Origin of the sequence: Idiomarina sp. ST20R2A10 (genome assembly GCF_051842345.1) — a bacterium.
GTDB lineage: Bacteria > Pseudomonadota > Gammaproteobacteria > Enterobacterales > Alteromonadaceae > Idiomarina > Idiomarina loihiensis.
On the sequence record NZ_JBNIEY010000005.1, the window covers coordinates 168,497 to 193,577 of the forward strand.

The window sequence follows — 25,081 nt, forward strand, 5'->3', positions numbered from 1 at the left end:
CGTACATTATTATAACTATGTCCAAAGGCGGGTTAGCAAGTATTCCACGAAAGTTGAAACTCTGGGAGCTGTTATGAGCAAGAATAATCGGCTTGATGTCGAAGAGCGAGAAGCTCTTATTGAACGTATTGCGCTACAGCTATTACAGGGTGAAATAAGCCAGGGACAAGCGTTGCAGGAGTTCAGGAAAAAAATTACTGCAATGAATCAAAGCGACTATGCCGAGCTCACGAAAACTTCCCGAAAGACCGTTTCGGAAGTTGAAAATGACTTGGGTAATTATTCTAGTGATGTCATTAATAGACTGTTTAAGCCTTTTGGACTAAAAGTTGGCCTGGTTCCGGCATCCGCCCGGTTAAAGCGCCGTACATTGAAGGTATCGTGAGCGCGCCCGACGGTTATGGGAGCTACTGCGGAGGTGTGCAGCGCCAAGGATGGCGCTGCCCAAGCCCTACAGGGATGTATTCACGGGCGTCCTCCGCAGTAGTTCCTATAACCTCAGCGCTCTCTCACGCCTCAATAACCCGCAGCTTCAAGGTTTTGGCTACCTGGTACAGGCCGTTGCTGCGCGAGGGGCTGAGCGCGTTGTCCAGGCCTTCGGCTCGGTAAAAGGCGTCAATATCAAAGGCCGCTATTTCCGCTACAGGGCATCCGTCCAGCCGTTGTTGCAAAAGCGCCAGTAAGCCGCGCACAATGCGTGACTCCGAGTCAAAACGAATCACTACTGCCTCCACATCAGAGGTATCCAGCCACAGCCACACCTTCGCCTCGCAGCCACCCACCAGATGATCGTCATCACGACATTCCGGCGGGTATTCTGGTAGACTTTTAGCTTGTTGAACTAAGTGACGAAAAAGCTGTTCCCAGCTGGCCATGTAAACTCTCCCTTACGGAAATAGAGTTTTATTCTCCCATAACTTGTGAGATCGACGCCAGTCTAGGATAATGGCAACATAATAAAAACCAACATTCAGAACATTCCAGAAAAAGGAAGGCAACATGAAGATACTTGTCGCGGTTAAGCGCGTCATTGACTACAACGTCAAGGTGCGTGTTAAACCAGATCAGTCCGATGTCGATTTGGCTAACGTCAAAATGGCACTTAACCCATTCTGTGAAATTGCGGTAGAAGAAGCCGTGCGCCTGAAAGAAGCGGGCACTGCAGACGAAGTGGTGGTTGTTTCTATTGGCCCTAAAGCCGTGCAGGAACAACTTCGCACTGCTTTAGCCTTGGGCGCAGACCGTGCCATTCAGGTTGAAACCGACGACATGCCAGACTCTTTATCTGCCGCCAAAATCTTAAAAGGCGTCGTAGAGAAAGAAGGTCCGGACATGGTTATTCTGGGCAAACAGTCTATCGACTCAGACAACAACCAGACCGGCCAAATGCTGGGCGCCTTAACCGGTATGCCGCAAGGTACCTTTGCGTCTAAAGTGGAAGTGGGTGACGGTTTTGTTAATGTCACTCGGGAAATCGACGGCGGTCTGCAAACCGTTAAGCTGAATCTGCCAGCGGTTGTCACCACTGACCTGCGCCTGAATGAACCGCGTTACGCGTCGTTGCCAAACATTATGAAAGCCAAGCGTAAGCCGCTGGAAACCACAAATCCGGACGAACTGGGTGTGGAAGTTAAGCGCACTATTAAGCTGCTGAAAGTTGAAACGCCTGCTGAACGTAGTGCCGGTGTGAAAGTAGCTGACGTAGATGAGCTGGTCGACAAACTGAAAAACGAGGCGAAAGTATTATGAGCATCTTAGTGGTAGCAGAACACGACAATAACGCGGTTGATCCATCAACCCTGAAAACGTTAGCCGCTGCACAGAAAATCGGTGGCGAGATCGAGGTGCTGGTTGCCGGTAAAGGGTGCTCAACCGTTGCTGAAAACGTAGCAAAAGCCGACGGCGTGAAAAAAGTCATGCTGGCAGACAATGAAGCTTACGAGCATCAGTTGGCGGAAAACATCAGCGAACTGGTAGCCGACTTAGGTAAAAACTACAGTCACATTCTGGCTCCGGCCACAACTACCGGCAAAAACTTCATGCCGCGCGTTGCTGCATTATTAGACGTAGCGCAGGTGTCTGACATTATCTCGGTAGAAAGCGACGACACCTTTAAGCGTCCTATCTATGCGGGTAACGCTATTGCCACTGTGCAGTCAGAAGACAAAATCAAAGTCATTACCGTTCGTGCAACAGCCTTTGACGCAGTCGCAGAAGAAGGTGGTAGCGGCGACGTCGAAAACATCGATTCTGTTTTTAACAACGACAAATCTGAATTTGTTGAAGAGCAACTGGCCGAATCTGAACGCCCTGACCTGACCTCAGCAGAAATTGTTATTTCTGGTGGTCGCGGTATGCAAAACGGCGAAAACTTCCATCTGCTCGAAGACGTTGCTGACAAACTGGGCGCTGCCGTAGGTGCATCACGCGCTGCAGTAGACGCCGGTTTCGTACCTAACGACATGCAGGTTGGTCAAACCGGTAAAATTGTTGCACCGCAGCTTTATATTGCGGTAGGCATTAGTGGTGCTATCCAGCATCTGGCCGGTATGAAGGACTCTAAAGTCATTGTTGCCATCAACAAAGACGAAGAAGCACCTATCTTTCAGGTCGCAGACTACGGGTTAGTTGCCGACTTATTCGACGTACTACCGGAATTAAACAGCAAAATCTAACGCCTATAGAGCTGTTAAAATCGCTACTGACGCGCAGTTTTAGCCGTCAGTAGCGACATTTCCCCGCACTTTTTCTAACAACTTGTTATATTTTCGTGTTCATATACTTGCATATTTTTAACTCATCGGACATGATTCAGACATAACCGCCAAACAAGTTAAAAAGATTAGGTGGCTCACAATGAAAAGAAGAACAACTATGCTAAAAAAACTTCCTCTGGCTACGGCCATTGCACTGAGCTTTGCAGCATCAGGCCAGGCAGCTGACTTTGAAGTCGGCGATTATGAAATTAAATTCGATTCTATTCTGTCTTACGGCGCAGCGTGGCGTATGGAAGATCAGGCTAACCATCTGATTCATCCGGGTAACATGGCTGGCGGAACGGCAGGTTCTAGTGTCGGCGACGACGGTAACCTTAACTTCGATAAAGGTGACTTAGTCTCGTCGGTATTCAAAGGCGTACACGATTTAAGCATTGATGGCGGCAGTCATGGTGCCTTTATTCGTTTCAACTATTGGTACGATCATGTGGTTTCAGAAGAAAATATGCCGCATGGTCACGCGGGTAACAATTATTATCCTGATACCAAATTAAATGACGATATTTTTGACGATTACTCACAAGGTAAAGGTGTCGAACTATTGGATGCCTTCGTTTACGCTAACTTTGACTTAGGTGGCATGCCAACTAACGTTCGTTTGGGCCGCCAGGTATTAAGCTGGGGTGAAAGCTCTTTTATTTTTAATGGCATCAACGACATTAACCCGTTAGATGTTAACGCTGCTCGTCGTCCGGGCGCTGAAGTTAAAGAAGCCTTGCTACCCGTAGGAATGTTCAGTACTAGCATTGGTCTAACCGACTCGCTTAACTTAGAAGCGTTTTACCAGTATGAGTGGGATAACACCAAACTCGATGGCTGTGGTACGTATTTCTCAAGCGTTGATATTATTGGTGGTCCGGGTTGCGGCAAGGTCACGCTTAACCCCGAACTAACCGAAGGAAACTTTTTAAGCGACTTTGAGTCGGTACAAGCTGGCGCTTATATTGGTAGTAACCCAGTTTTAGAAGCCTCTGACAGCGGTCAGTGGGGTGCTAACCTACGTTACTACTCGTTAGATCTTGGTGCTGAATTTGGCGTTTATTATCTTAACCTGCATAACAATACGCCTATTATTTCGGCTTATAACTGGACAGAAGATCCTCGAGCGAGCCAGGAAGGCGTATCGCCTCTTGATCTTGGTTTTACCTGGTCTTCTCCTAATGGCTACCCTATTGATGGCCCCCGGTTAGTACTCGAGTACCCAGAAGACACCGAAGTGTATGGCTTTAGTTTTAGTACTAACTTAGGCCTATGGTCAGTTTCCGGTGAATACAGTTACCGTGATGGTGTGCCTGTGCAAATTAACACCACCGAAATTTTAACGACTGGTCTGCGTCCAAATGTGCCAAGTACCTTTTCAAACCGTTTTAATAACACCCCGTTTGGCGGTAATGGTTTAGCTCATGGTTATGACCGTTTAGACGTTAGTCAAACCCAGTTAAGCTTTGTGCGTTTTGTTGACCGCTTGTGGGGCTCTGATCGCATGACTTTCGTGGGCGAAGTGGCTATGAATAACGTTCACGACATGCCGGGATTACAAGAGCAACGTTATGGTCGTCTGCCATTGTATGGTAAGTGTTTAACTCAGGCTGATATGAACCCGCTTATTGGGGCAGCCGAGCAGGCTGGCCGTGGTGATGTTGCACAACAATTCCAAAGCCGAGTCGGTAATTGCGAGGGTTTTGCTACATCTACTGCCTGGGGTTACCGCACTCGCTTCCAGTTTGAATATTCAAACGTTTGGCAGGGCTGGGGTTTAAACCCAACTATTCAGTTTAACCATGACGTAAACGGCTACTCAACTAACAGTAACTTTATTGAAGGTCGTAAGTCATTAGGTTTGAATTTGGTAGCCGACTACCTGTCAACCTACAAGGTTAGCTTAGGTTACACCATGTATTCTGATGAAGAACTCGATCCGCTTTCTGACCGCGATTATGCGTCAGTCAGCTTCTCATACGCGTTCTAATACATTGATTCACACCGTGAATCACGATAAAACCGTCTCTACTGAGGCGGTTTTTTTATTATGTAGCCTGACATTTATGTCAGGAACAATATCTCACCTGACATAAATGTCAGGCTACATCACGGCAGGTTACATTTTCCGGGAGAACAACAATGAAAAAATGGATAATAACAGCGGCGGCGCTGATGCTTTCGGGCACAGCGGTAGCCCAGGAAAAACTCCAGTTAGAAGACATCTTTACGCTGGAATACGCATCATCACCGACTATTCACCCCAGCGGCGAATGGACGGTATTTGTCCGCCAGTCTATGGACATAAACAACGACCGCAAAGTGGGGCGCTTATGGGCCAGCCTGCCTGACGGCGATATTCGGCCGTTAACCGGTAGTCAGGGCAGTGAAAGCCAGCCGGTCTGGTCACCCAGTGGTGACCGCTTAGCGTACGTCTCAACCGAAACCGGCTCCCCGCAAGTGCATATTTACTGGGTCGATTCCGGTGACAGCGCGGCAGTTACTCAGCTAACACAAGCGCCGTCTGGCTTAAGCTGGTCACCCGACGGCAGCCAAATTGCGTTTTCCATGTTTACACCTAAATCGCAACCGGCACCGGTCAGCTTACCGGGCAAACCCGAAGGTGCCGACTGGACTGCTGCGCCTAAGTATATCGATAAAGGCAACTACCGTTATGACGGCGGTGGTTATGCCAAAGACGGACACCAGCAAATCTATGTTATTCCGGCGACCGGTGGCTCTCCGCGTCAGCTAACAGACGAAGAATTTAATCACGGTGGGCAACTATCGTGGTCGCCGGACAGTAAGCATATTTTCTTTTCGGCAAACCGCCGTGACGACGCTTTTCGCCAGCCGGTTAACAGCGAAATTTATCGTTTAACGCTGAATAATAAAGGAATCACTGCTATTACTGACCGCGACGGCCCCGATGGTTCGCCAAAAGTTTCACCTAATGGTGAACGTATTGCGTTTACCGGTTATGACGACACTAAAATGAGCTTTCAGGCCTCTAATTTGTATGTCATGGACTTAGACGGTTCCGACGTAGAACTGCTGACTGAAGACTTAGACCGTGATGTTACAGGGTTTGAGTGGGACAGCGATAGCGAAGGCATTTACTTTTCCTACGACAACAATGGGATCGGACAGCTGGCGCGAACCGACTTAGACGGAGATCATACCCAACTGACCAACAGAGTCGGCGGTCTGTCTTATGCCCGTCCTTATGGAGGCGGCGACTTCAGCGTAGCCAAAAACGACCGTATCGCTTTTACTATTTCAAACCCAATGCGCCCGGCTGAACTGGCCTTGTGGAATGACGGTAATGTGCAGCAGTTAACACGCTTGAACGAGGACGCACTGGCGCATAAAGAACTCGCTAAAGTGGAAGAAATTAACTATAAGTCCAGCGTCGATGGACTCGACTTACAAGGTTGGATTGCTTATCCACCGGGTTTCGATAAAGACAAAGACTACCCGTTAATGTTGGAAATTCATGGCGGTCCGCACACCAACTATGGCCCACGCTTTGCCGCTGAGATTCAGTTGTTTGCTGCGGCTGGCTACGTTGTGTTGTATGCCAACCCGCGCGGCAGCACCAGCTATGGTTCTGACTTTGCTAATGAAATTCACCACAACTACCCAAGTAATGACTACAACGACTTAATGGACGGAGTTATTAACAAAGGCTTTATCGATAAAGATGAGCTTTACGTTACCGGCGGTAGTGGTGGCGGCGTGTTAACCGCGTGGATAGTCGGCCATACTGACCGTTTCAAAGCGGCAGTGGTAGCGAAGCCGGTTATTAACTGGTACAGCTTTGTGCTAACAGCCGACATGTACAATTTCTTCTATCAGTACTGGTTCCCGGGTCTGCCGTGGGACAATATGGAACATTACATGAAGTATTCGCCTATCAGCTACGTCGGCAATGTGACGACGCCAACCATGCTACTGACCGGTGAAAACGACTACAGAACGCCAATGTCAGAAACCGAGCAGTACTATCAGGCACTGAAATTGAAAGGTGTGGACACCGCCATGGTTCGTATTCAGGACTCAGGCCACGGTATTTACGCGCGGCCCAGTAACCTGATGAACAAAGTAGCTTATATTCTGCATTGGTTTGAAAAATACAAAGGAAAGACAAAGTAGCCTGACATTCATGTCAGGTGGAATGCCGTTCCTGACGTAAACGTCAGGCTACGCGTCTGATAATATTATTCAGAAAAAATGACTACCGGAGGCTCATTGCAGGTTGTTCTGTAGTGAGCCTCTTAACTACCCATCAATTGCGTCGCTAGCAAAAACCGTGTTTAATACGCATATATTTTCCATATCCTTTTCTGCGTACACACAGCTTAAAAGTGTATCCAAAAACACTCATCTATAAAGAAAAAGCATTGCATGAATTACAAAACCTTTTTGATTAATTTAGATCGCTCTAGGCAACGGCTGTCCGACGCTAAAGCACAGCTTGATGCTTTAAATATTCCATTTGAACGTGTCAGTGCCGCTGATGGAAGTAAACTGACGGAATCTGAGCGAGCCTGTTTTGATAAATCAACGGCTCAGCAGCGTTATCATTATGATCTGACATGGGGCGAAGTCGGTTGTTATTTAAGCCATATTCGCTGTTGGCAGAAAATTGTCGATGAGAAGCTCGATTACGCCGTCATTTTGGAAGATGATCTGCATCTCAATGAGGATTTCGTTAAAATCCATGGCGTTTTGGAACAACTGGAATACCCCTGGTCATTTATTAAACTAGGCAATCCGTTTAAGTCTCGACAGGAAACCCCCGTTGAAAAGCAGGGCGGATTTAGTCTGGTGAGTTACGACAAAGCGCCATCCGGAACGTGCGCCCAAGTGGTCAGCTATGAAGCCGCCAAACGTTTGCTGGCTTCAAGATCAAATTTCTTCCGTCCCGTCGACGTGGATTTACAATGGCAATGGGAAGTACCGATTAAAGTGCTGGGACTAACCCCTTATGTTGCAGGGCATAATCTAAGTTTCGCAAGCGAAATTCAGCAAATTGAGCAACGTAAAGACAAGCAAAAAAGGCGCTGGGTGCGCCTGCGAGAGCAATTGAGATTTTATTACCATTCAAAATTACGCGGAGAATAGTATGCAGGCTCTTATTCATGTTATCCCTACATTAAGTAGTGGAGGAGCGGAAAAGGTTTGTATGCGCTTACACCAAACCGCGCTTGAACAGGGGTATTCGTCGCACTTAATCGTGCTAAGTGAAATTTGTACATATGATATTAAGGACATACCCAATATTCATCGTTTACCGTTGAGTAACGCAAAAAACCTTGATTTTATTTGGAAGCAAAAAAAAGCTCTGCGACTGTTATCCTCACGAATTCAACGTATTGAGCAGGAAGAAGGGGTTTTGGCTGTATTCGGTCACCTAGACGAAGCTAGTATGTTACTTCAGAAACTCGCTATTGATGCCCCCGTTTTACATATCATCCATACATCAATCGCGAAAGAATTGGCCAGTTACCGTCGTATGAGCTGGTTGAAATTTATACGTCTCAAGCGCAAGAAAAAAGCTCTTGTCGGCCAGCACCTCATTACGGTTTCACCGTCGTTAAAAGCTGAAACAGAACAAGAATCATGGCTTAAGCCATTGAGTATAAAGGCTATATTTAATCCTTTTGATATTCAAGAAATTCGCTCTCTTGCGAAAGTGGATAAAAAGCCACCCGTAGCTGAGCCCTATATTATTCATGTAGGTCGATACGCTAAGGCTAAGCGCCATGATATTTTGTTTGATGCATTCCAACTGATTTTACGTAAAACCCCGAGCCTGAAGTTAGTGCTGTTATGCCGTGTGTCAAAAAAGTTAAAAAAGGAATTGGCACGCCGTGATCTCACAGATAATGTCATTCTTCCCGGACAGGTAGACAACCCGTATTACTGGATGAAACATGCCAAATTACTTTTACTGAGTTCCGACTATGAAGGGTTATCAAATGTGCTTGTTGAAGCGTTAGCCTGTGAAACTCCCGTTGTGTCAACGGACTGCCCTTCAGGGCCAAGTGATGTTTTACTGGGGTTTCATGAAGATTGGTTAGTGCCTTGCCGCGATGCTACTTCATTAGCCGAACGCGCCAATGAGCTCATTGAGACTGCTCCGGAAGTTGATTTACAGGCTTGGCCATTACGTGAGGAAATAGAGCCCAAACGGGTACTGGAGCACTATATTGCAGCCGCAAAGACAGCAGGGGCTAGCGTATGAAAATAGTACATGCCATTTTGACACACAGCTTCGCTGGTAGTGAACGGCATGCGGTAGAACTGGCTAATCTGCAGGCGGAGGTCGGGCATGATGTCAGTATGATCTTGCATCGCCGGGGTACTGAGCAACGCGACAATGCCATTATCCAGCATATTAATAAGAACGTTACTATTCATGTAGTGAGTGGTTGGCGTTGGTTGGCAACCTATCGGTGCCGTCAGCTCATAAAAAAGATTAGCCCCGACGTTGCACATGCGCATTTAAGTGCGGCCTGTAAAGCATTGAAAGGTCTGCAAAGCCGGTGCTTAAGGGTTTCAACCTTACATATTCACTATAAGCCTCAACAACACGCTCATCTAGATGCTCTTATTGCTATTGCACCCTGGCAACTTGAGGCGATTCCTACAACTTTGCGACAGCATTGCACCCAGATAGATAACTGGAGCAAGCCCGTGGCCGCCAGCGTTGATGCACGCCAGCGGTTGCGCAGAGAGCACGGCATCGCCGATGATGCGATAGTTTTTGGTGCGCTAGGCCGTGTTGTCGCCAGTAAAGGACACGAAACGCTAGTTGATGCTTTTAACTTAGCTGAGGTGCCTAATAGCCGTCTGGTAATTGTTGGTGATGGAAAAAACTGGCAGTCTATTAGAGATAAAGCTGACGATAGCATTATTATGCCGGGGTTTTCTCAACAGCCGCAGGACTGGCTGGCGTGTTTTGATGTCTTTGTGAGTGCAGCCAACAGCGAACCTTTCGGATTGGTTTTCCTTGAGGCAATGCATGCTGAGCTTCCGGTTGTCGCAACCGCTTCAGAGGGCGGAAAGTATTTACAATCATATTTCGGCTATCCGTTAAGTGAAATTGGTAACGTGCAACAACTGGCAACTCAAATGCGTCAGGCGGCTGAGAACTCTTCTCCGGTAAGCTATGATATGAGTAATTTCGAACCGCAGGCTAAATGTGCAGAAGTTATTAGCTTTTATCAGCAGCAGTTGAAGCGGTTAGTACAACATCGGTAAGTTAGTTAGAATAAATAACACCAGTTATCAAGCGGACGGCTATGTCACAAATTTTAGTTACCGGAGGCGCGGGTTATATTGGTTCTCATACCGTGGCTGAATTACTCACTGCAGGGCACCAGGTGGTTGTGCTGGATAACTTAGTTAACAGCTCTGAGCAGAGTCTGAGGCGAGTGCAGGAAATTACGGGCAAGCCGCTGACCTTTATTCAGGGCGATGTGCGCGATACCGTTAAAGTAGCGGAAATTTTAGCAACTCACGAAATCGACAGCGTTATCCATTTTGCCGGACTAAAAGCCGTAGCCGAGAGCGTGAACAAGCCTCTGGAGTACTACGATACGAATGTAAACGGAACTTTGTCTTTATGTTCGGCAATGCATAAGTCTGGAGTGAAAAGCATCATTTTTAGTTCATCAGCAACGGTTTATGGCGCTGAAGCGCCTGTGCCTTATGTTGAATCTATGCCGCGAGGCAGTACGTCCAACCCTTATGGGGAGAGCAAAGCCATAGTGGAGCGTATACTCACCGACTTAGCTCATGCAGACCCGGACTGGTCGGTCAGCTTACTTCGCTATTTTAATCCTATTGGCGCGCACCCCAGCGGACTCATTGGTGAAGACCCAAAAGGTATTCCTAATAATTTGTTGCCCTTTATCACACAGGTAGCCATAGGGCGAAGAGACAAGTTATCCATTTTTGGAAACGACTACCCGACCGAGGATGGTACCTGCGAGCGTGATTATCTTCATGTAGTCGATTTAGCTAAAGGCCACCAGGTGGCTGCTGAGAAATGTGCGCAGCACTCGGGAGTACATACCTACAATTTAGGAACCGGTCAGCCAGTGTCGGTGCTGAACATGGTTAAGGCCTTCGAGAAGGCGAATAATGTGTCAGTACCTTTTACCTTTGAAACGAGAAGACAGGGTGACTTAGCGGCATTCTGGGCAGATACCGCGAAAATTCAGCAAGAACTAAACTGGACGGCACAACACAGCCTGGAAGATATGGTGAGAGACGCGTGGCGGTGGCAACGCCAAAACCCTAATGGTTATGAAACGTAATTAATTGTAGCCTGACACAAAACAAAGGAATAGGACCATGCCCTGGAGCACTCTTTTAGCCGAAGAAAAGCAGAAGCCTTATTTTCAGCAACTGTGGCAGCGCGTAGAGCAAGCGCGGCAGGAAACCGTGGTGTACCCGCCCAAAGAAGACGTATTCAACGCGCTTAAGCTGACCGACCCGGAAAACATTAAAGTGGTTATTCTGGGGCAGGACCCATACCACGGCCCCGGTCAGGCGCATGGTTTGAGTTTTTCGGTACCCGAAGGCGTAAAGTTTCCGCCGTCGCTGCGCAACATGTTTAAAGCCATAGCCACAGACTACCCCGACACCGTCTTACCGCAGCATGGCGATTTAACCGAATGGGCTCAGCAAGGCGTGCTCCTATTGAATACGGTACTTACCGTAGAGCAGGGCAATGCACACAGTCATGCCAGCTGGGGTTGGGAAACCTTCACTGATACGGTTATCAGCAAGGTGTCAGCGGCTACCGATCATGTGGTGTTTTTGCTCTGGGGGGCGCACGCGCAGAAGAAGATACCGCTTATTGACGGCAACAAGCATTGCATACTGACTGCTCCGCACCCATCGCCGCTGTCAGCGCATCGCGGTTTTTTCGACGCTAACCATTTCCGCAAAACCAACGATTACTTGCAGGAACACGGGCGTCAGCCCATTCGGTGGGTGTAGCTCACGTAACATTAAACAAACCGCTGCAGCAGCTTGGCGACCATGGGGTGTTCGAACGGGCGCTTCAGGGTTATGGCGTAAAAATGCTCGAACACATTGGGCAGGGTTAAATAGCGTTTCAACTGCCCGCTGGTCAGCTCGTCCCGCACCACAACGTCCGGAATCACCGCCAGTGCGCCGGTATCCCTGGCTAACAGGCGCAGCATCGCCATATCGTCGGCCTCGGCCAGCACCCGTGGCTGCCAGTTGTATTCCGCACTGAGCATATCGAATGCCGCCCGCAGCGGCATATTCTCCGGCGGCAACACCCAGTTATTATTACGTAAAGCCACATCGGTTAACTGCTCAATGCCACGCCCGGGCGGTCCAATAACAGACACCGGCTGCCGCGCCAGTAAACGGCTCTGCCACAGCTGCTTGTCGCTGCCGCGCACACTGGTATTGGCCAGCGCAATATCAATTTGATGATCCGCCAGCTCATTGAATAGCTGGTCCGGCGTCATCGAATGCAGCCGGTACTGAACATCCTGCTGGTGTATCAGCTCATGAATAAAAGCTTCCACAAAGTTACGCGACATAGTCGAGGCATGACCAATACGCACAACCAAATCACTGCCGTCCATGCCTTGTTTTAGCTGGTTAACCAGGTTTTCACCTTCGTGAAAAATGCGGTCGGCATACTGGCGCGCAATGTATCCGGCCTGAGTCAGCACTAACTTACGCCCTGTGCGCTCAAACAGTGGGGTACCCAGCCACTCTTCCAATTGTTTTATTTGCGCCGACAACGCCGACTGCGACACATGAAGCTTCTGCGCGGTTTGGGTTAAATGCCCGTTTTCTGCCACGTGCCAAAAATAATAAAGGTGTTTATAATTCATCGGGCTTACCAACCGTTCACTTAAAACGAATGAAATTATAGTTTATATCTATTTTACTTAACATCAAGCCAGCCTCCATAATTACTCCAAATAAGACACACGAGGCGCATTCATGGCAGAATGGTTGACACTATCGGGCATACGACCGGTTTTACTGGTGCTGGTTGCAGTATTAGCGTGGGTCGTTACGCGCTACGCCTTCAGAAATTTCCGGCTGGATCCGCGCCGCCGCTCATTCGTCACCAAGCTGGTTGGCTGCCTTACAGCGGTCTTCATTCTTATTGTCAGCAATAACCTTATTGTCTTTTTCGCCGCCTGGATGGCAATAAGCCTGCAGTTGCACAGCCTGCTTATGTTCTACCCTGAACGCGACCGCGCCGTACTGGCTGCGCACAAAAAATTCATTCTGGCACGCTGCTCCGAAACCTTTCTGGGCACGGCGTTTATTATTATGTACTTAACCACCGGCAGTCTGCAGCTGGACACGGTTTTGCAGCAGTTCGGCACTGCCCCCACGCACCTTTCTCAGCACATTGCCGCGTTGTGTCTGGTTATGGCGGCTCTCATTAAATGCGCCCAGCTACCCTTGCACGGCTGGCTCATTCAGGTGGTTGAAGCACCAACCCCGGTTTCTGCTTTACTGCATGCCGGCATTATTAACCTGGGCGGTTTTTTGCTGCTGGCAACCGTACCACTATGGAGTAACAGCGCGCCGGCCGTATGGCTGCTGTGTCTGGTGTCGGCGGCGTCGTGCTGCTTTGCCGCCCTTATTATGGCCACCCGCATTAGCATAAAAGTGCGTTTAGCCTGGTCTACCAGCGCGCAAATGGGGCTTATGCTGCTGGAAATTGGTCTGGGTTATTATGACTTAGCCCTACTGCACCTGGTGGCGCACTCAGTGTATAAAGCCCATGCGTTTTTGTCGGTAAGCGAGGTCGCAATAATAAAGCAGCCTCAGGCCCGGTCGTTGTGGCGTATTGGTGTTGTCTTTATAGCGTTTCAGGGAATTATTGCCGCCGCCTGCTGGTGGTTTCTCGGTAACCCTAAATGGCTTCCGTCGGCGTTACTCGCCATGGCGCTAACTACCTTATGGATGAACCTGCATCAGAAGCTGCTGCGAATTGCGGTGTCGGCGTTAACTGTCGTAGTTTACCTTTTGCTGGGTGCGTTGGCGCATCAGATTATTGAGCCGCAGCCACCATTCAGTAACGTCTGGCTGGAACCCGCGGTAACCCTTATGTTTAACGCCTTCGCCTTTACCTACTGGCTGGTGCATCACACGCCGTCGCACCGGCTTAGCCAGCGCTGGTTCATTACCTTAAACGCCGGGTTGTATCTAGACGAATGGTTAACGCGGCTGGTGCTGTGGCTCTGGCCCAGTCACCCCATTCACTATTACCAGCGGCAGGGTCGCATTCAGCAGGAGAAACACTCATGAGCGCAGCGAATCGTTTAGCGACTATTGCCGAACAAGTGAGTAAAGCCATTGCGCCGCAGTGGCCGTTGTCTCAGTGGATAGCGGTTAACCCCTTCTGGCATTACCGCCAACAGCCGGTAGCCGGTGTTGCTGCGCACTGGCGTTACAGCGCCGGAACGCGTTTGCTCATGAGCCCGGACTTTTACTGGCAACAATGGCAGCAAAACCGAATAGACGCAGCGCTGGTCACCAACAAAATGGTAAACGAGCTGGAGCAGCGGTCCCTGCTAAAAGCGCAACTGCCGCAGTGGCGTAACCTAAGCCAGTTGGTGGACAAATACACGCGGCGTCGCCGCAAAATGCGCTGGAACGACGAGGTGGTGCTGCAAATTAGCCAAACCTGTGGCTTATTTATGCAGTTTCCAACCCGCTTTCAGCAGGCCGGTAAAGACAGCTCGTTGTATCAGCATTGGCTGACTATTTCGCGTGCCGATCGCGGCATTGAAACCTTAATGGACGAGGCTGAACTCACCGAATTGTTCGCACAATTGCCGGATGACCCACACAAGCTTATTCAAGTGTGCCATGACAACTTTTTAAGTGACGCGTCAGATTACGCTCTACGCTGTTACAGCCAGGCGCTTATCAGTGACTTATGGGGTTGGGCTGCCGCATTTGCGTATCAGGACGCCCGTCAGGACAGCCAGTGGGTATTCGAGTTGTTGTGCATTCGGCTGGCCTGGGAATATATTCTGTGGCAGCTGGCCGAGCGCACCAATACTAAGGTTTACCAGCAGCTGCAGCAGGCTTTAAGCGCACAAATTGAAAATTGTGAAGGGCAGGTGGCTCATATTGAGCAGCACAATAGCTTATTGTGGCAGTGGCAGGCAGCTTACGAACGCTCGCAGCTAAGCAGGTTGCAGTTTAAACCCGACACGGCAGAAGAGAACAACACGCCGGACGTGCAAGCGGTGTTCTGCATTGATGTGCGCTCAGAGCGTTACCGCCGTGCGCTTGAGCAGGCCGGAAAAAGCCTGGGTAGCTACGTACAAAGTAAAGGCTTTGCCGGATTCTTCGGTGTGCCGCTGGCCATTCAGCGCAAAGGCCGCGATGTTCCTCATGTACCGGGGTTACTGCAACCGGCGTACTACATTAAAGCACCAGCGCGTAAGCAATCGGTTGGTTCCTTATTAAGCAATATGTTCAATGCGCCGGTCTCCATGTTCAGCGGCGTTGAAGCACTGGGCTTAAGTAAACTGAAGTCCTTACTCACCGGAGTGCCCGGACAACTGGCTACAGCTAATAATGCGTACATTGCCGATGGCAGCATTTGTGAGCACAGCGGTGAAGCGTCAATAGAATCGCTGGTGAATATATGTCAGCAGGCTCTGGCGGGAATGCAGTTTGAGCGTTTTGCGCAGCATATTGTGCTGGTCGGGCATGGCTCGCATCACAGCAACAATGCTCAACGAGCAGGACTTAACTGTGGCGCCTGCGGTGGTCAAACCGGTGCGTTAAGTGCCCGGGTGCTAGTACGGCTGCTTAATAATCAGAATATTCGTGAGCATTTACGCGAGCAGGGCGTTGCTATTCCTGAAGCTACCCAGTTTCATTCCGCTCTGCACGAAACCGTCACCGACAAGGTTATCTGGTTATCTAATAACGTGCCGGACAGCGTCAAACAAGTGTTCCGCGCAGCAACAGAAAAGCTAACCCAGGCCTGCGGCGAGTCAGAAAAAGACCGTAAAAAACGTTCCGGCCATTGGGCTGAACTACGCCCGGAGTGGGGGCTGGCTGACAACAATATCTTATTTTTCGGACAGGCTGAGCGGCTAACCTCTGCTGAAACTATCGGCAGTAACTTTCTGCACGACTACAACAGTATCAATGACCCTGACGGAGAGCTGCTGGCTCAGCTCATGAGCGCGCCGGGGCTGGTCGCTAACTGGATAAACTGGCAGTACTACTGCTCAGTAACCGAGCCCAAACAACTGGGTAGCGGTAATAAGTTGCTGCATAACCGGGTAGCTAACGACATTGGCGTTTTTGAAGGCAACGGTGGCGACTTGCGCCAGGGGCTGGCCTGGCAGTCGGTGCATAACGGTAGTGATTTTGTGCACCGGCCCATGCGCCTGCAGGTTATTGTCGAAGCCGACGAAGCCACCATTCAGCGGGCGCTGGCCAAGGCTGTCGCTTTTAACGAACTTTTTGAACAACAGTGGATCAATCTGCATCGACTGAACGCGCGAGGTGAACTATGTCCAGTGACAACACCAATAACAGCAAAATGACAGCGACAACCTGCCATACCCTGAAAGCCTTTTATGACTGCGTGCGCTCGCGACCGTTTAACCAGCCCTTCGCCCTGCGCTACAACGACGGCAGCATCGACCAGGGGCTAAACTCCGAAGAAGCCGCCAAAGAAAGCCTCCGCGCCCACCACAACCCCTACCTCGAACAACCCGTTGTTGTTGAGTGGTAATAGCCTGGCATGTCTATCCTATTACCAATGCCGACTTATCTATGGAGTATATTAAAACGTAAATTTTAAAATTTGCGTTTTCTTTGTTTTTTTACTATATTTAAATTCAATTGTTCGCTTTGGATAACAGTAATGGCAAGGGTTAGAGTACCACCTTCTATGGAAAAACTATTTTCAGAATTTCCACCTGAGGCGGTTTTTAAAGCAATGAAAACTTATAGTATCACCAACTCGAAAGGTGAGTACTTACCGTGGGACAAATTCAAGTGGCGGGTTAAAAAAAGCGATAACGCAGAGCTCGCATGGTTAGCAACCAAAATTGCCAGAACCAATGTGAGTCGCAATTTGCTAGAATTATGCATTATCAATGACGCATCTTGCTTTAAAGCCTGTATCCCCGACTCTCTACAGGCAAAACTCCATTATATTGATAAGCTGACCGGAGGTTCGCAAAGCGTTTCCGATCATCCTTTCTTCGGAAAGCAGGAAAAGAATGCCTATTTAGTCCAAAGTTTATTGATGGAAGAGGCTATTACGTCTTCGCAACTGGAAGGAGCGTCGACAACGCGCAAAGTTGCGAAAGAGATGCTTGAATCGGAGCGTCAGCCACAGAACAAATCCGAACAAATGATCGCTAATAACTATCGTTTAATGAAGCGGGCGGTCAGTCTGAAAAGTGATGAATTAAACATTCCTCTTATTTTGGAGTTACATGAGATAGCGACCCATAATGCTATCGATAATGACGCGGTTCCGGGTGAGTTCAGAACGAGCGACGATATTGATATACGCGACCAATATAACGACGTAGCGCATGTGCCGCCGAAAGCGAGTAGCCTACAGGAACGTATGGAAAAGCTGTGTCAGTTTGCCAATGAAGAGCACGGACAACTTAACTCGGATAATTTCATTCATCCTTTAGTCAAAGCTATCATTCTGCACTTTATGGTGGCCTATATTCACCCGTTTGGCGATGGCAACGGACGTACTGCAAGAGCTTTGTTTTATTGGTTTATGCTGAAGTCGGGCTACTGGCTGTTCGAGTATGTGTCCATTAGTAAACTGATTCAGGAAAAACGTACCGACTATGATCAGGCGTTTTTATACACCGAAACTGACGATAATGACCTAACGTACTTTCTGTATCATCAGGTCGGCATTGTGGTGAAGGCCGTTGATGCGCTACGCGACTACATAGAGCGCAAACAAAAAGAAATATTCGAGTTCATGAATTGGGTTGAAAAAAGCTCTGTTGCCAAAGCTCTAAAAAGGGGGCAACTGGACATATTAAAAGAAGCGGTGAAGAACCCGGGGCGGGTATTCACCGTGAAAACCGTGGCAAACAACCTTGGATGTAATGAGAATACCGCACGGACCTATTTAAACGACCTCGCCAAGCGAGACTTGCTATTGGTGGGTAAAGCCAGCAAAGGCAAAGCCATGCGTTACATTGCGCCCGCTGATCTTGCCGAACGGCTGTAGTCGTACTCCTGACGTAATTACGTCAGGTGCGGTATCTATTCAACAAAGTAGCTAACAGGAAGGTTAAAATATCCGGCAAAGCCTTTCGCTTGGTTTAGGTTGACAGTGCGCTTGCCGTTTAATAGCTCGCTTATTACGCTTTGAGGCGCTATATTCGCTAAGTCTTTTTGCTTTATAGAGCGCGCTTTCATAAGCATTTTTAGCTTATCGGCAACTGGAACCGTAGGCATTTCCATTTGATTTTCAAATTCTTCGATGCGATCAGAAATTGCGTTAGCAAACACTAGCACAATATCGTTTTCGTGCTGAGCCAAATCCATTAAGTAGTCCATAACAGCGGCTCTATCAATAAGCTCTTTTTCAGACTGAATGGGTGTATAAGTGTAATGAAAAAGTTCAACGGCAGTTCCAGCAAACTCCGTTGCTGTAGCACTTATTGCAGAAGCTACTTGCCCTAGTGCGACCATTTCGTCCTGTTGAGCGTTCATAGTCATTACCTTTTTAATTTGGTTGTAAGAATGCGCATTAAGAGAGCTTTGACTAAAAATATGACACCATAAATCTAACCCTGCTTGCCACTGAGGGTATTGAAGCATGGCATTTTTTACTCGCTTCTTTGTGATAATTCTCAAAATGCATCCTATGCTGATAAAAATATCGCATTTTGCGATATTTAGCAACTTAAAGTGAAACTAAGATTTCGGTGAACCAAGTAACAAGGCTACACAAGCCGGTATGGGAAAAGAATCAGACAAAGCATACTGTGCTGTATGAAAAAGCCATGCGCTACATTGCGCCCGCTGATCTCGCCGAGCGGTTGTAGCTGATCTTATTTACATTCGTTTTAAAATTCATTCGTTCAAATGAATTTTGGATTTAAAAACTCGGGTATTGTCTATTTTCATTCTTTCGAGTGAATTATGTTGATTTTCTGCATTCTTAGATCTATATTCACTCAATCTAATGAATTAAGAACCGCACCTGATGCAATAGCATCAGGCTACAAGGCTTTCGCATCGGGTTGCACGGTGCATGTAGCCTGACGTTATTACGTCAGGTGCGGTCCAGAAAAGGAGCACCCATGTTGCTGGAAGCAAAAGACACAAAAACCATCGGGCGCATTGCAAAAATCGTGCGGCAGCAACAAGAGCTGGATCAGACAACAGCTGGCGCTTTTGCAGGCTGTGGCATTAATTTTGTGAGTCAATTCGAAAATGGCAAGCCAACAGTGCAACTGGAAAAAGCCCTAAATGTACTGAATGCGCTTGGCATAAGAGTCTACCTAGACATTCCTGACAGTGTTTCAAGTAACAAGCTCACAGAATTAACCGGACAGTCCAATCATGAGTAGTTCACTTGTCGAAGAGCGAAAACTCGACGTTTACATTAACGACAAGCCTGTTGGGCAGCTAAAAGAGCACAACGGGCTTTGGGTTTTCGAGTACACGCAAAGTTGGCTAAAAGACCCCAAAAGTTTTGCTTTAACGCCCTCGCTAATCCTAAACAAAAAAGAGCACATAGATACCGGAACGCAACGTCCCGTACAGTGGTTTTTTGACAACCTTCTGCCAGAGGAAAAAGCTCGGGAGGTTCTGGCAAAAGACTACGACTTAGACAAAGAAGACGCGTTTGCTCTGTTAGAAGCAATAGGCGGAGAGTCTGCCGGAGCTATTACATTATTAAACCCCGGAGAGGCTTTACCGCCGGGTGACCTGTTCCCGTTAACCGACGGTGACATTAGCCGTCGTATTCATACGCTTCCGAAAGGACAAATGAATAGCAAACAGCGCAAGCGTATGTCGCTGGCTGGCGCTCAGCATAAAATGTTGTTGGTTATTAACGACGAAGGCCGGTTCGAACCCAGCGGAGAAACACCCTCTACCCACATTTTAAAACCAGAGCATACCCAACCCGAATTTTACTGGTTTACCGTTCGTAACGAATATTTCGTGATGACGCTGGCACAGCGGTGCCAGCTAATTGTGCCTAAAGTTTCTATAGATTACGTGCCAGAACCCATATACATCGTTGAGCGTTTTGATCGCGCAGGCACTTACCCAAATACCCAGCGTTTACACGTTCTTGATGGCTGCCAAATGCTGGATATTTCAGCATCTGCGAAATATCGTGCAAGCAACGTAACAGCGTTAAAACGCTTGGTCGATATGACCCGGGCACCAGCACAAACGGCTTTTCGACTGTTTCGTTGGGCGCTGTTTAATTTTCTTGTCGGCAATGGCGATGCGCACCTTAAAAATTTAACGTTTCGCTACAGCGTAAATGACTGTCAGTTAATGCCTCATTATGATTTGCTCTCTACAGCGGTATACGCTGACGCAAGAGATCATGTCAACGAAGAGCTGTCGCAACCCATTGGCGACGCTCATCATTTTGGGCAGGTGACACGACAATCTGTTTTAGCGTTCGCAGAGGACTTAGGGCTTAACAAGTTCGTCGCAGAGCGAGAAATAGAGCGGCTGTGCAGAAGCATTCAGCAAGAAGCCGACAAACTTATCACCGAGCTTGAGCAACAGCCCAATTTTGAGTCAAAAGCCAGCGAGTTGCAGCTGTTGCGCAATATACGATACCGCTGTATTGGTGAATTCGCGAGCCAACTCAGCTGACGACTATCCCATACCGATCTTTTATTTTCGCAGCCAACGGCAAACGCGCGTCGGGCTCTCCGTGAATTAAGCGTATGCGCTTCACCGGCTCTTCGGTGGCGTCTATAAAGTCTAAAAGCTCTTGTTGGTCGGCGTGAGCGGAGTAGCCGCCTAAGGTGTAAATGCCCGCCTTTATGTAAACACGCTCGTGGTCTAAGTCGACATAACCACCGCGCGGACCGTAGGTTTGTATATCGCGCCCCGGGGTTCCGGCGGCCTGGTAGCCCACAAACAACACATCGGTGCGCGAATCGGGCAGCAAGGCTTTTAAGTAATTGAGCATACGTCCGCCGGTGCACATACCGCTGGCGGCAATAACAATGCAGGGGTCGCCGCTGCTTTTTAAATAATTCACTACGCGCTCATGGTCACTGTGGTCGTCTACCGTCATCATACGGTCGAAGTTTAACGGATGTCGGTCTTCGTCAACCCGTGCCAATGCCTCTTCGTCCCACAACGCCTTCATGGCTCGGTACTGTTTGGTAAATTGCGCGGCCAGTGGCGAATCTAAAATAACCGTCATTTTGTGCCATACGGCATCCGCTACCCCAGTCTCCGCTTCCTTAGCCCTTGCTTTATGAATAATGTCTTCTAACTCGTACAAAAGCTCTTGCGTACGGCCAATACTAAACGCCGGAATTAAAATAGTGCCTTTGTTCTCCACACAACGCTCAACCACCGACTTCAGGTGTTGCTCGCGGTCAAGGCGCGACTCATGGTTCTTGTCGCCGTAAGTGCTTTCCAGCAACAGAAAGTCGGCGCGCTCCAGCGGGGTAGGGTCGGGCAACAGCGGCGTATTTTTACAACCTAAGTCACCCGAGACCACCACACGGTAGTGAGTGTTCACATTCTCAATTTCTACATAAGACGACCCCAGAATATGACCCGCCTGGCGAAAGCGCAGTTTAAAGCGCTCAGTAGCAAAGTCGGCAGGTAGCTCAAGCCAATCATCGTACTCCACCGGTTGTAGCTGGCGCTGCAAACGAGTCACCACGGCATCAATAATATCGGCGTTGCGGGTTAGGCCTACTTTTAACGCGTCTTCAATAACTAGCGGCAACAAATGCGCCGTAGCTTTCGTGCAGTAAATAGGGCCGGTAAAACCGGCAATCAACAACCAGGGAATGCGCCCAACGTGGTCAATGTGGCAGTGGGTCACTACCAGCGTTTGCACCTTGGTAATATCAAAGTCAATTTCTTGGGTGTTTGAGTTCGCGCCCGAACCCGAGGTTTCAGCCCCCTGAAACAACCCGCAGTCAATTAAAAGTGAGTGGTCACTGTCTAACAACAGTTCGTGGCAAGAGCCTGTAACGCCCTCGAACGCGCCGTGATGAATAACATCCATGTGTAGGTTCCGTCTCGTTTAAAACAACCAGATTACAAAAACCAACGGAAAAGCGCTATCGGACAAAAGGGTGATATTGGATCATTCCAAATAACCGAGGTCTTTAAGTTTACAGTAGGTTATCTTTTTTGATAACTAATTGTAGACCTAATTGGTTGCTTGGTGTACGCTAGGTTATTAAGTTTATTAACCTAATGTGAACCTATGAGCACACATCAGTTGAAAGGTAAGTTACATGCGTTGCAAAAATATACACATCATGCGCTTGTATCTATGCCACAATTTAAGATGTTAATGCCAGAATATTCAAACGATGCACTAAAAGTCCGTCTAAATTACCTGGTAAAAAAAGGCGTCCTTCAAAAGATTTGTCGGGGAGTATGGGCTTTTCCTGAAAGCCACTATTACCACTCGACGAGTATTTTTCACTTACCGCATTTGGTGCGGCCATCAAGCCTTAATTACCTCAGTTTGGAATCTGTACTCAGCAAATATAGCGTTATTAGTCAGCAGATGTTTGATTATGCCACTGTAATGACAACGGGGCGGAATGGAATATTCAAAACTCCGCTTGGGACGCTCGAGCTTACACATACTAAGCGTGACCCAATGGCAATCACTAATGAGACGTATCCATTAGATGATTACCCATTGAGAGAAGCGACAATAAAGAGAGCGTACTTAGATTTGAAAAACGTCGGACGAAATCTCGAATTGGTTGACCAGGATGCTTTAAGTGAAGCGATTACAAGACAAGGAAGTGATAACTATGAACATTAAATCTCTTGCGCAAAAAATTTGTGCTGATTCGTCTGAGTTAGCGGGTCTTACAACAACAGTTGAAAAAGAGCTGCTCCATTATGAAGTACTAGCTTCAATGGCAAAGCACGGTTTTCTTAAACAACTTACCTTTCAAGGTGGTACCTGTCTGCGAATGATGTATGGATCGAGTAGGCTATCGGAAGATTTGGATTTTGTCGGCGGCGCAGATTTTGACTTTGATCAGCTAGCTCATCTTCGTGATTGCCTACATGAAGACCTGTCGCAAAGGCACAATCTTAAAGTCAATGTGACTGAACCTAATTATGGAAAGTTATCGAATAAAGAGGCGATTCAGGTAGGCCGTTGGAAAATATCTATTGAAACCGAGCCTGATAAGAAAAGCCTGCCATGGCAGAAAGTGAAATTGGAAGTTGCAACAGTTATTGCCCATACGCAAGTTCTAAGGCCGCTTGTAAAAACCTATCCTAGTGTTCCCGATGCCTACGTAAGCATTCTTCTCAACTGTGAAACTCTCGAAGAAATTGCTGCTGACAAGTTTGTTGCTCTAGCCCTGCGCCGTTCGATTAAAGCACGAGATGTTTGGGATATTGCTTGGCTAAATCAGCGTAATGTACAGGTAGATGCGGAGTTAGTCCGAACCAAGTTTCAGGACTATCATCAACCTGCCGGTTTTGAAGCGCTTTCCGGGCGGTTACAAGAACTACCTTCTTATATGGCTTCAGGTGATTTTCAGCAGGAAATGCGACGCTTTCTACACTCATCAACGGTCGCTAATAGTATCGAGCAGGATGGTTTTATCGACTATCTTACCGATACCGTGATCCGAATGGGCGACCAGTTGTTACGAGAGCAAGGTAGTGACTCGCCAAAATTTAAGATGTGAGTCGAGTAGCAGGAACAGATTAGCGTTACAGTTATGTTCAAAACCAAGTTTAATGCGACAGTTATGTCAAATTAATAATCGACAGATTCGTCAGTACCGGTTTACTCCGCCGGTAATGTAATCCGGCAACTGAACTAACCGCTTAAAATATCATCAATTACTAACAATAAAGCCGTTGTAGGAAAAGGGCTGCATACGGTATGATACCCGCTTGATCAAAATTCAGAATAATACGAATAAATTACATAATTACCTGCACCACCGGCCTATGGGAACCGCAACCCATGGGCGGTAGCGTGCCTGAAGGCCCAATAATGACAAACGATACTCATAACTACGACCCTCAACGGCATTCGGATTACCAAGACGACGAAATTGACCTGCGCGAGCTGTTTGGCATTATCTGGCAGGGCAAATGGTGGATTATTGCCATTACTTTTGTGTTCGCCGTGGGCTCGGTTATTTACTCGCTAAGCCTGCCGAATATTTATAAGTCAGAGGCAACCTTGGCGCCGACGGAAGAAGCTAGTGGTGGCGGACTCTCGCAAATGGCGGGGCAATTGGGTGGTCTGGCAAGCTTAGCTGGCGTTAATCTCGGTGGTGGTAATACCGACAAAACCACAATCGCCCTCGAAATTTTAAAGTCTCGCGCCTTCATAAAAGGCTTTGTCGAAAAGTACGACATTTTGCCAGAGCTTATGGCGGTAGAGGAATGGAACCGAGGCAGCGGTGTTGTCTTTAACAACGAGCTGTATAACCCGGACACCAAAGAATGGGTCAGAGAAGTCGAGCCACCTAAACAGCCGGAACCGTCTAGCTGGGAGTACGTAAAAGTTTTCAGAGAGAGTGTACTGGAAGTTAGCAAGGACGACACAACCGGTCTCGTAACAATAGCAGTAAACCATCAGTCACCCGAAGTAGCTGAACAGTGGGTAGTTTGGCTTATTGAAGAAATAAACAACCACATGCGTGAGCGTGACATTCAGGAAGCCCAGCGAAGCCTTGAATATTTAGATAAAGAACTGCAAAGCACATCGTTAAGTGACATGCAGCAGGTATTCTATCAGCTAATAGAAAAGCAAACACAAACAATTATGCTGGCGAATGTGCGCCCAGAGTACATTTTCCAAACGCTAGACCCAGCCGTAGTGCCAGAACAAAAAGCCAAACCATCGCGTGCGTTAATATGCATTATTGGCACCTTCTTAGGCGGCTTTTTAAGCGTCGGCTTTGTGTTAGTCAGAAACATATTCAGAAAAGAAGACGAAAAATAAAAAATGAAGGGATGCAATTTTGCAATAGACGGACCTATTACAAAATATTTAGTTTAACCTTTAATAATCAATGGTTTATATTTTTAATTTAAACTGAAGT

At 47.9% G+C, this 25,081-nt stretch carries 23 protein-coding genes; 19 read left to right on the top strand and 4 right to left on the bottom strand.

The window, feature by feature from the left end:
• Positions 1 to 73 precede the first annotated feature (73 nt).
• Positions 74 to 385 carry a hypothetical protein gene (locus tag ACP7H9_RS09475; protein ID WP_417441789.1) on the top strand — a complete coding sequence of 104 codons (312 nt, stop codon included), beginning with the start codon at positions 74 to 76 and terminating at the stop codon, positions 383 to 385.
• Between the two features lie 124 nt (positions 386 to 509).
• Here the strand turns inward: ACP7H9_RS09475 and ACP7H9_RS09480 are convergent, their stop codons facing one another.
• Positions 510 to 875 (bottom strand): SufE family protein, encoded by a 366-nt coding sequence (locus ACP7H9_RS09480; RefSeq protein ID WP_034818467.1) that lies wholly within the window; start codon positions 873 to 875, stop codon positions 510 to 512.
• Positions 876 to 999: 124 nt separating this feature from the next.
• Here ACP7H9_RS09480 and ACP7H9_RS09485 point away from each other — a divergent pair, with 124 nt between their 5' ends.
• The 9 genes from ACP7H9_RS09485 to ung all read left to right on the top strand — a co-directional run bounded on the left by ACP7H9_RS09485 (position 1,000) and on the right by ung (position 11,774).
• A complete protein-coding gene (locus ACP7H9_RS09485) occupies positions 1,000 to 1,749 on the top strand; it encodes an electron transfer flavoprotein subunit beta/FixA family protein (RefSeq protein ID WP_034818465.1) in 750 nt (249 codons plus the stop codon).
• Positions 1,746 to 2,675, top strand: coding sequence for an electron transfer flavoprotein subunit alpha/FixB family protein (locus ACP7H9_RS09490; RefSeq protein ID WP_439222625.1), 930 nt, complete (start codon positions 1,746 to 1,748; stop codon positions 2,673 to 2,675). The genes ACP7H9_RS09485 and ACP7H9_RS09490 overlap by 4 nt, the downstream gene beginning before the upstream one ends.
• A 181-nt stretch (positions 2,676 to 2,856) precedes the next feature.
• Positions 2,857 to 4,746, top strand: a complete 1,890-nt coding sequence (locus ACP7H9_RS09495) for a DUF1302 domain-containing protein (protein WP_439222626.1) — start codon at positions 2,857 to 2,859, stop codon at positions 4,744 to 4,746.
• Positions 4,747 to 4,898: 152 nt separating this feature from the next.
• Complete coding sequence (locus ACP7H9_RS09500) at positions 4,899 to 6,911, top strand: S9 family peptidase (protein ID WP_439222627.1); 2,013 nt, start codon at positions 4,899 to 4,901, stop codon at positions 6,909 to 6,911.
• Between the two features lie 252 nt (positions 6,912 to 7,163).
• Positions 7,164 to 7,883 carry a glycosyltransferase family 25 protein gene (locus tag ACP7H9_RS09505; RefSeq protein WP_439222628.1) on the top strand — a complete coding sequence of 240 codons (720 nt, stop codon included), beginning with the start codon at positions 7,164 to 7,166 and terminating at the stop codon, positions 7,881 to 7,883.
• A gap of 1 nt (position 7,884) precedes the next feature.
• Complete coding sequence (locus tag ACP7H9_RS09510) at positions 7,885 to 9,006, top strand: glycosyltransferase (protein ID WP_439222629.1); 1,122 nt, start codon at positions 7,885 to 7,887, stop codon at positions 9,004 to 9,006.
• Positions 9,003 to 10,025 carry a glycosyltransferase gene (locus tag ACP7H9_RS09515; RefSeq protein WP_439222630.1) on the top strand — a complete coding sequence of 341 codons (1,023 nt, stop codon included), beginning with the start codon at positions 9,003 to 9,005 and terminating at the stop codon, positions 10,023 to 10,025. Before ACP7H9_RS09510 ends, ACP7H9_RS09515 begins: the two co-directional genes overlap by 4 nt.
• 41 nt (positions 10,026 to 10,066) lie before the next feature.
• The gene (gene galE / locus ACP7H9_RS09520; RefSeq protein WP_286830227.1) at positions 10,067 to 11,086 is read left to right on the top strand and encodes a UDP-glucose 4-epimerase GalE; all 1,020 of its coding nucleotides are present in this window, start codon (positions 10,067 to 10,069) and stop codon (positions 11,084 to 11,086) included.
• Between the two features lie 37 nt (positions 11,087 to 11,123).
• Positions 11,124 to 11,774, top strand: a complete 651-nt coding sequence (gene ung / locus ACP7H9_RS09525) for a uracil-DNA glycosylase (RefSeq protein ID WP_439222631.1) — start codon at positions 11,124 to 11,126, stop codon at positions 11,772 to 11,774.
• 11 nt (positions 11,775 to 11,785) lie between these two features.
• On the opposite strand, the gene ACP7H9_RS09530 is transcribed toward ung, so the two are convergent.
• Positions 11,786 to 12,652 (bottom strand): LysR family transcriptional regulator, encoded by an 867-nt coding sequence (locus ACP7H9_RS09530; RefSeq protein ID WP_439222632.1) that lies wholly within the window; start codon positions 12,650 to 12,652, stop codon positions 11,786 to 11,788.
• A 112-nt stretch (positions 12,653 to 12,764) separates the two neighbouring features.
• Between ACP7H9_RS09530 and ACP7H9_RS09535 the strand changes: the two genes are divergently transcribed.
• From ACP7H9_RS09535 to ACP7H9_RS09550, 4 genes are all read left to right on the top strand, one after another.
• Positions 12,765 to 14,090, top strand: a complete 1,326-nt coding sequence (locus ACP7H9_RS09535) for an NADH-quinone oxidoreductase subunit L (RefSeq protein ID WP_110013623.1) — start codon at positions 12,765 to 12,767, stop codon at positions 14,088 to 14,090.
• Positions 14,087 to 16,360, top strand: a complete 2,274-nt coding sequence (locus ACP7H9_RS09540; protein ID WP_439222633.1) for a putative inorganic carbon transporter subunit DabA — start codon at positions 14,087 to 14,089, stop codon at positions 16,358 to 16,360. The genes ACP7H9_RS09535 and ACP7H9_RS09540 overlap by 4 nt, the downstream gene beginning before the upstream one ends.
• Complete coding sequence (locus tag ACP7H9_RS09545) at positions 16,327 to 16,551, top strand: hypothetical protein (RefSeq protein WP_439222634.1); 225 nt, start codon at positions 16,327 to 16,329, stop codon at positions 16,549 to 16,551. The genes ACP7H9_RS09540 and ACP7H9_RS09545 overlap by 34 nt, the downstream gene beginning before the upstream one ends.
• A gap of 207 nt (positions 16,552 to 16,758) precedes the next feature.
• Positions 16,759 to 18,033 carry a Fic family protein gene (locus ACP7H9_RS09550; RefSeq protein WP_439222635.1) on the top strand — a complete coding sequence of 425 codons (1,275 nt, stop codon included), beginning with the start codon at positions 16,759 to 16,761 and terminating at the stop codon, positions 18,031 to 18,033.
• 35 nt (positions 18,034 to 18,068) lie between these two features.
• Here ACP7H9_RS09550 and ACP7H9_RS09555 read toward each other — a convergent pair whose 3' ends face one another.
• Positions 18,069 to 18,521, bottom strand: coding sequence for a helix-turn-helix domain-containing protein (locus ACP7H9_RS09555; RefSeq protein ID WP_439222636.1), 453 nt, complete (start codon positions 18,519 to 18,521; stop codon positions 18,069 to 18,071).
• 593 nt (positions 18,522 to 19,114) lie between these two features.
• Between ACP7H9_RS09555 and ACP7H9_RS09560 the strand changes: the two genes are divergently transcribed.
• Positions 19,115 to 19,384, top strand: a complete 270-nt coding sequence (locus tag ACP7H9_RS09560) for a Cro/Cl family transcriptional regulator (protein ID WP_110013628.1) — start codon at positions 19,115 to 19,117, stop codon at positions 19,382 to 19,384.
• Positions 19,377 to 20,657: a HipA domain-containing protein gene (locus ACP7H9_RS09565; RefSeq protein WP_110013629.1), complete on the top strand. Its 1,281-nt coding sequence runs from the start codon at positions 19,377 to 19,379 to the stop codon at positions 20,655 to 20,657. Before ACP7H9_RS09560 ends, ACP7H9_RS09565 begins: the two co-directional genes overlap by 8 nt.
• Here the strand turns inward: ACP7H9_RS09565 and ACP7H9_RS09570 are convergent.
• On the bottom strand, positions 20,650 to 22,041 hold the full coding sequence (locus ACP7H9_RS09570) for an MBL fold metallo-hydrolase RNA specificity domain-containing protein (protein ID WP_439222637.1): 1,392 nt from the start codon (positions 22,039 to 22,041) through the stop codon (positions 20,650 to 20,652). The genes ACP7H9_RS09565 and ACP7H9_RS09570 overlap by 8 nt on opposite strands.
• A 204-nt stretch (positions 22,042 to 22,245) precedes the next feature.
• On the opposite strand from ACP7H9_RS09570, the gene abiEi reads away from it, so the two are divergent.
• The 3 genes from abiEi to ACP7H9_RS09585 all read left to right on the top strand — a co-directional run bounded on the left by abiEi (position 22,246) and on the right by ACP7H9_RS09585 (position 24,981).
• A complete protein-coding gene (gene abiEi, locus ACP7H9_RS09575; protein ID WP_110013631.1) occupies positions 22,246 to 22,821 on the top strand; it encodes a type IV toxin-antitoxin system AbiEi family antitoxin in 576 nt (191 codons plus the stop codon).
• Positions 22,811 to 23,707, top strand: coding sequence for a nucleotidyl transferase AbiEii/AbiGii toxin family protein (locus ACP7H9_RS09580; protein ID WP_110013632.1), 897 nt, complete (start codon positions 22,811 to 22,813; stop codon positions 23,705 to 23,707). Before abiEi ends, ACP7H9_RS09580 begins: the two co-directional genes overlap by 11 nt.
• Before the next feature lie 314 nt (positions 23,708 to 24,021).
• Entirely contained in the window at positions 24,022 to 24,981 is a 960-nt protein-coding gene (locus ACP7H9_RS09585; RefSeq protein WP_034818537.1) for a Wzz/FepE/Etk N-terminal domain-containing protein, read from the top strand.
• Positions 24,982 to 25,081: the final 100 nt, after the last annotated feature.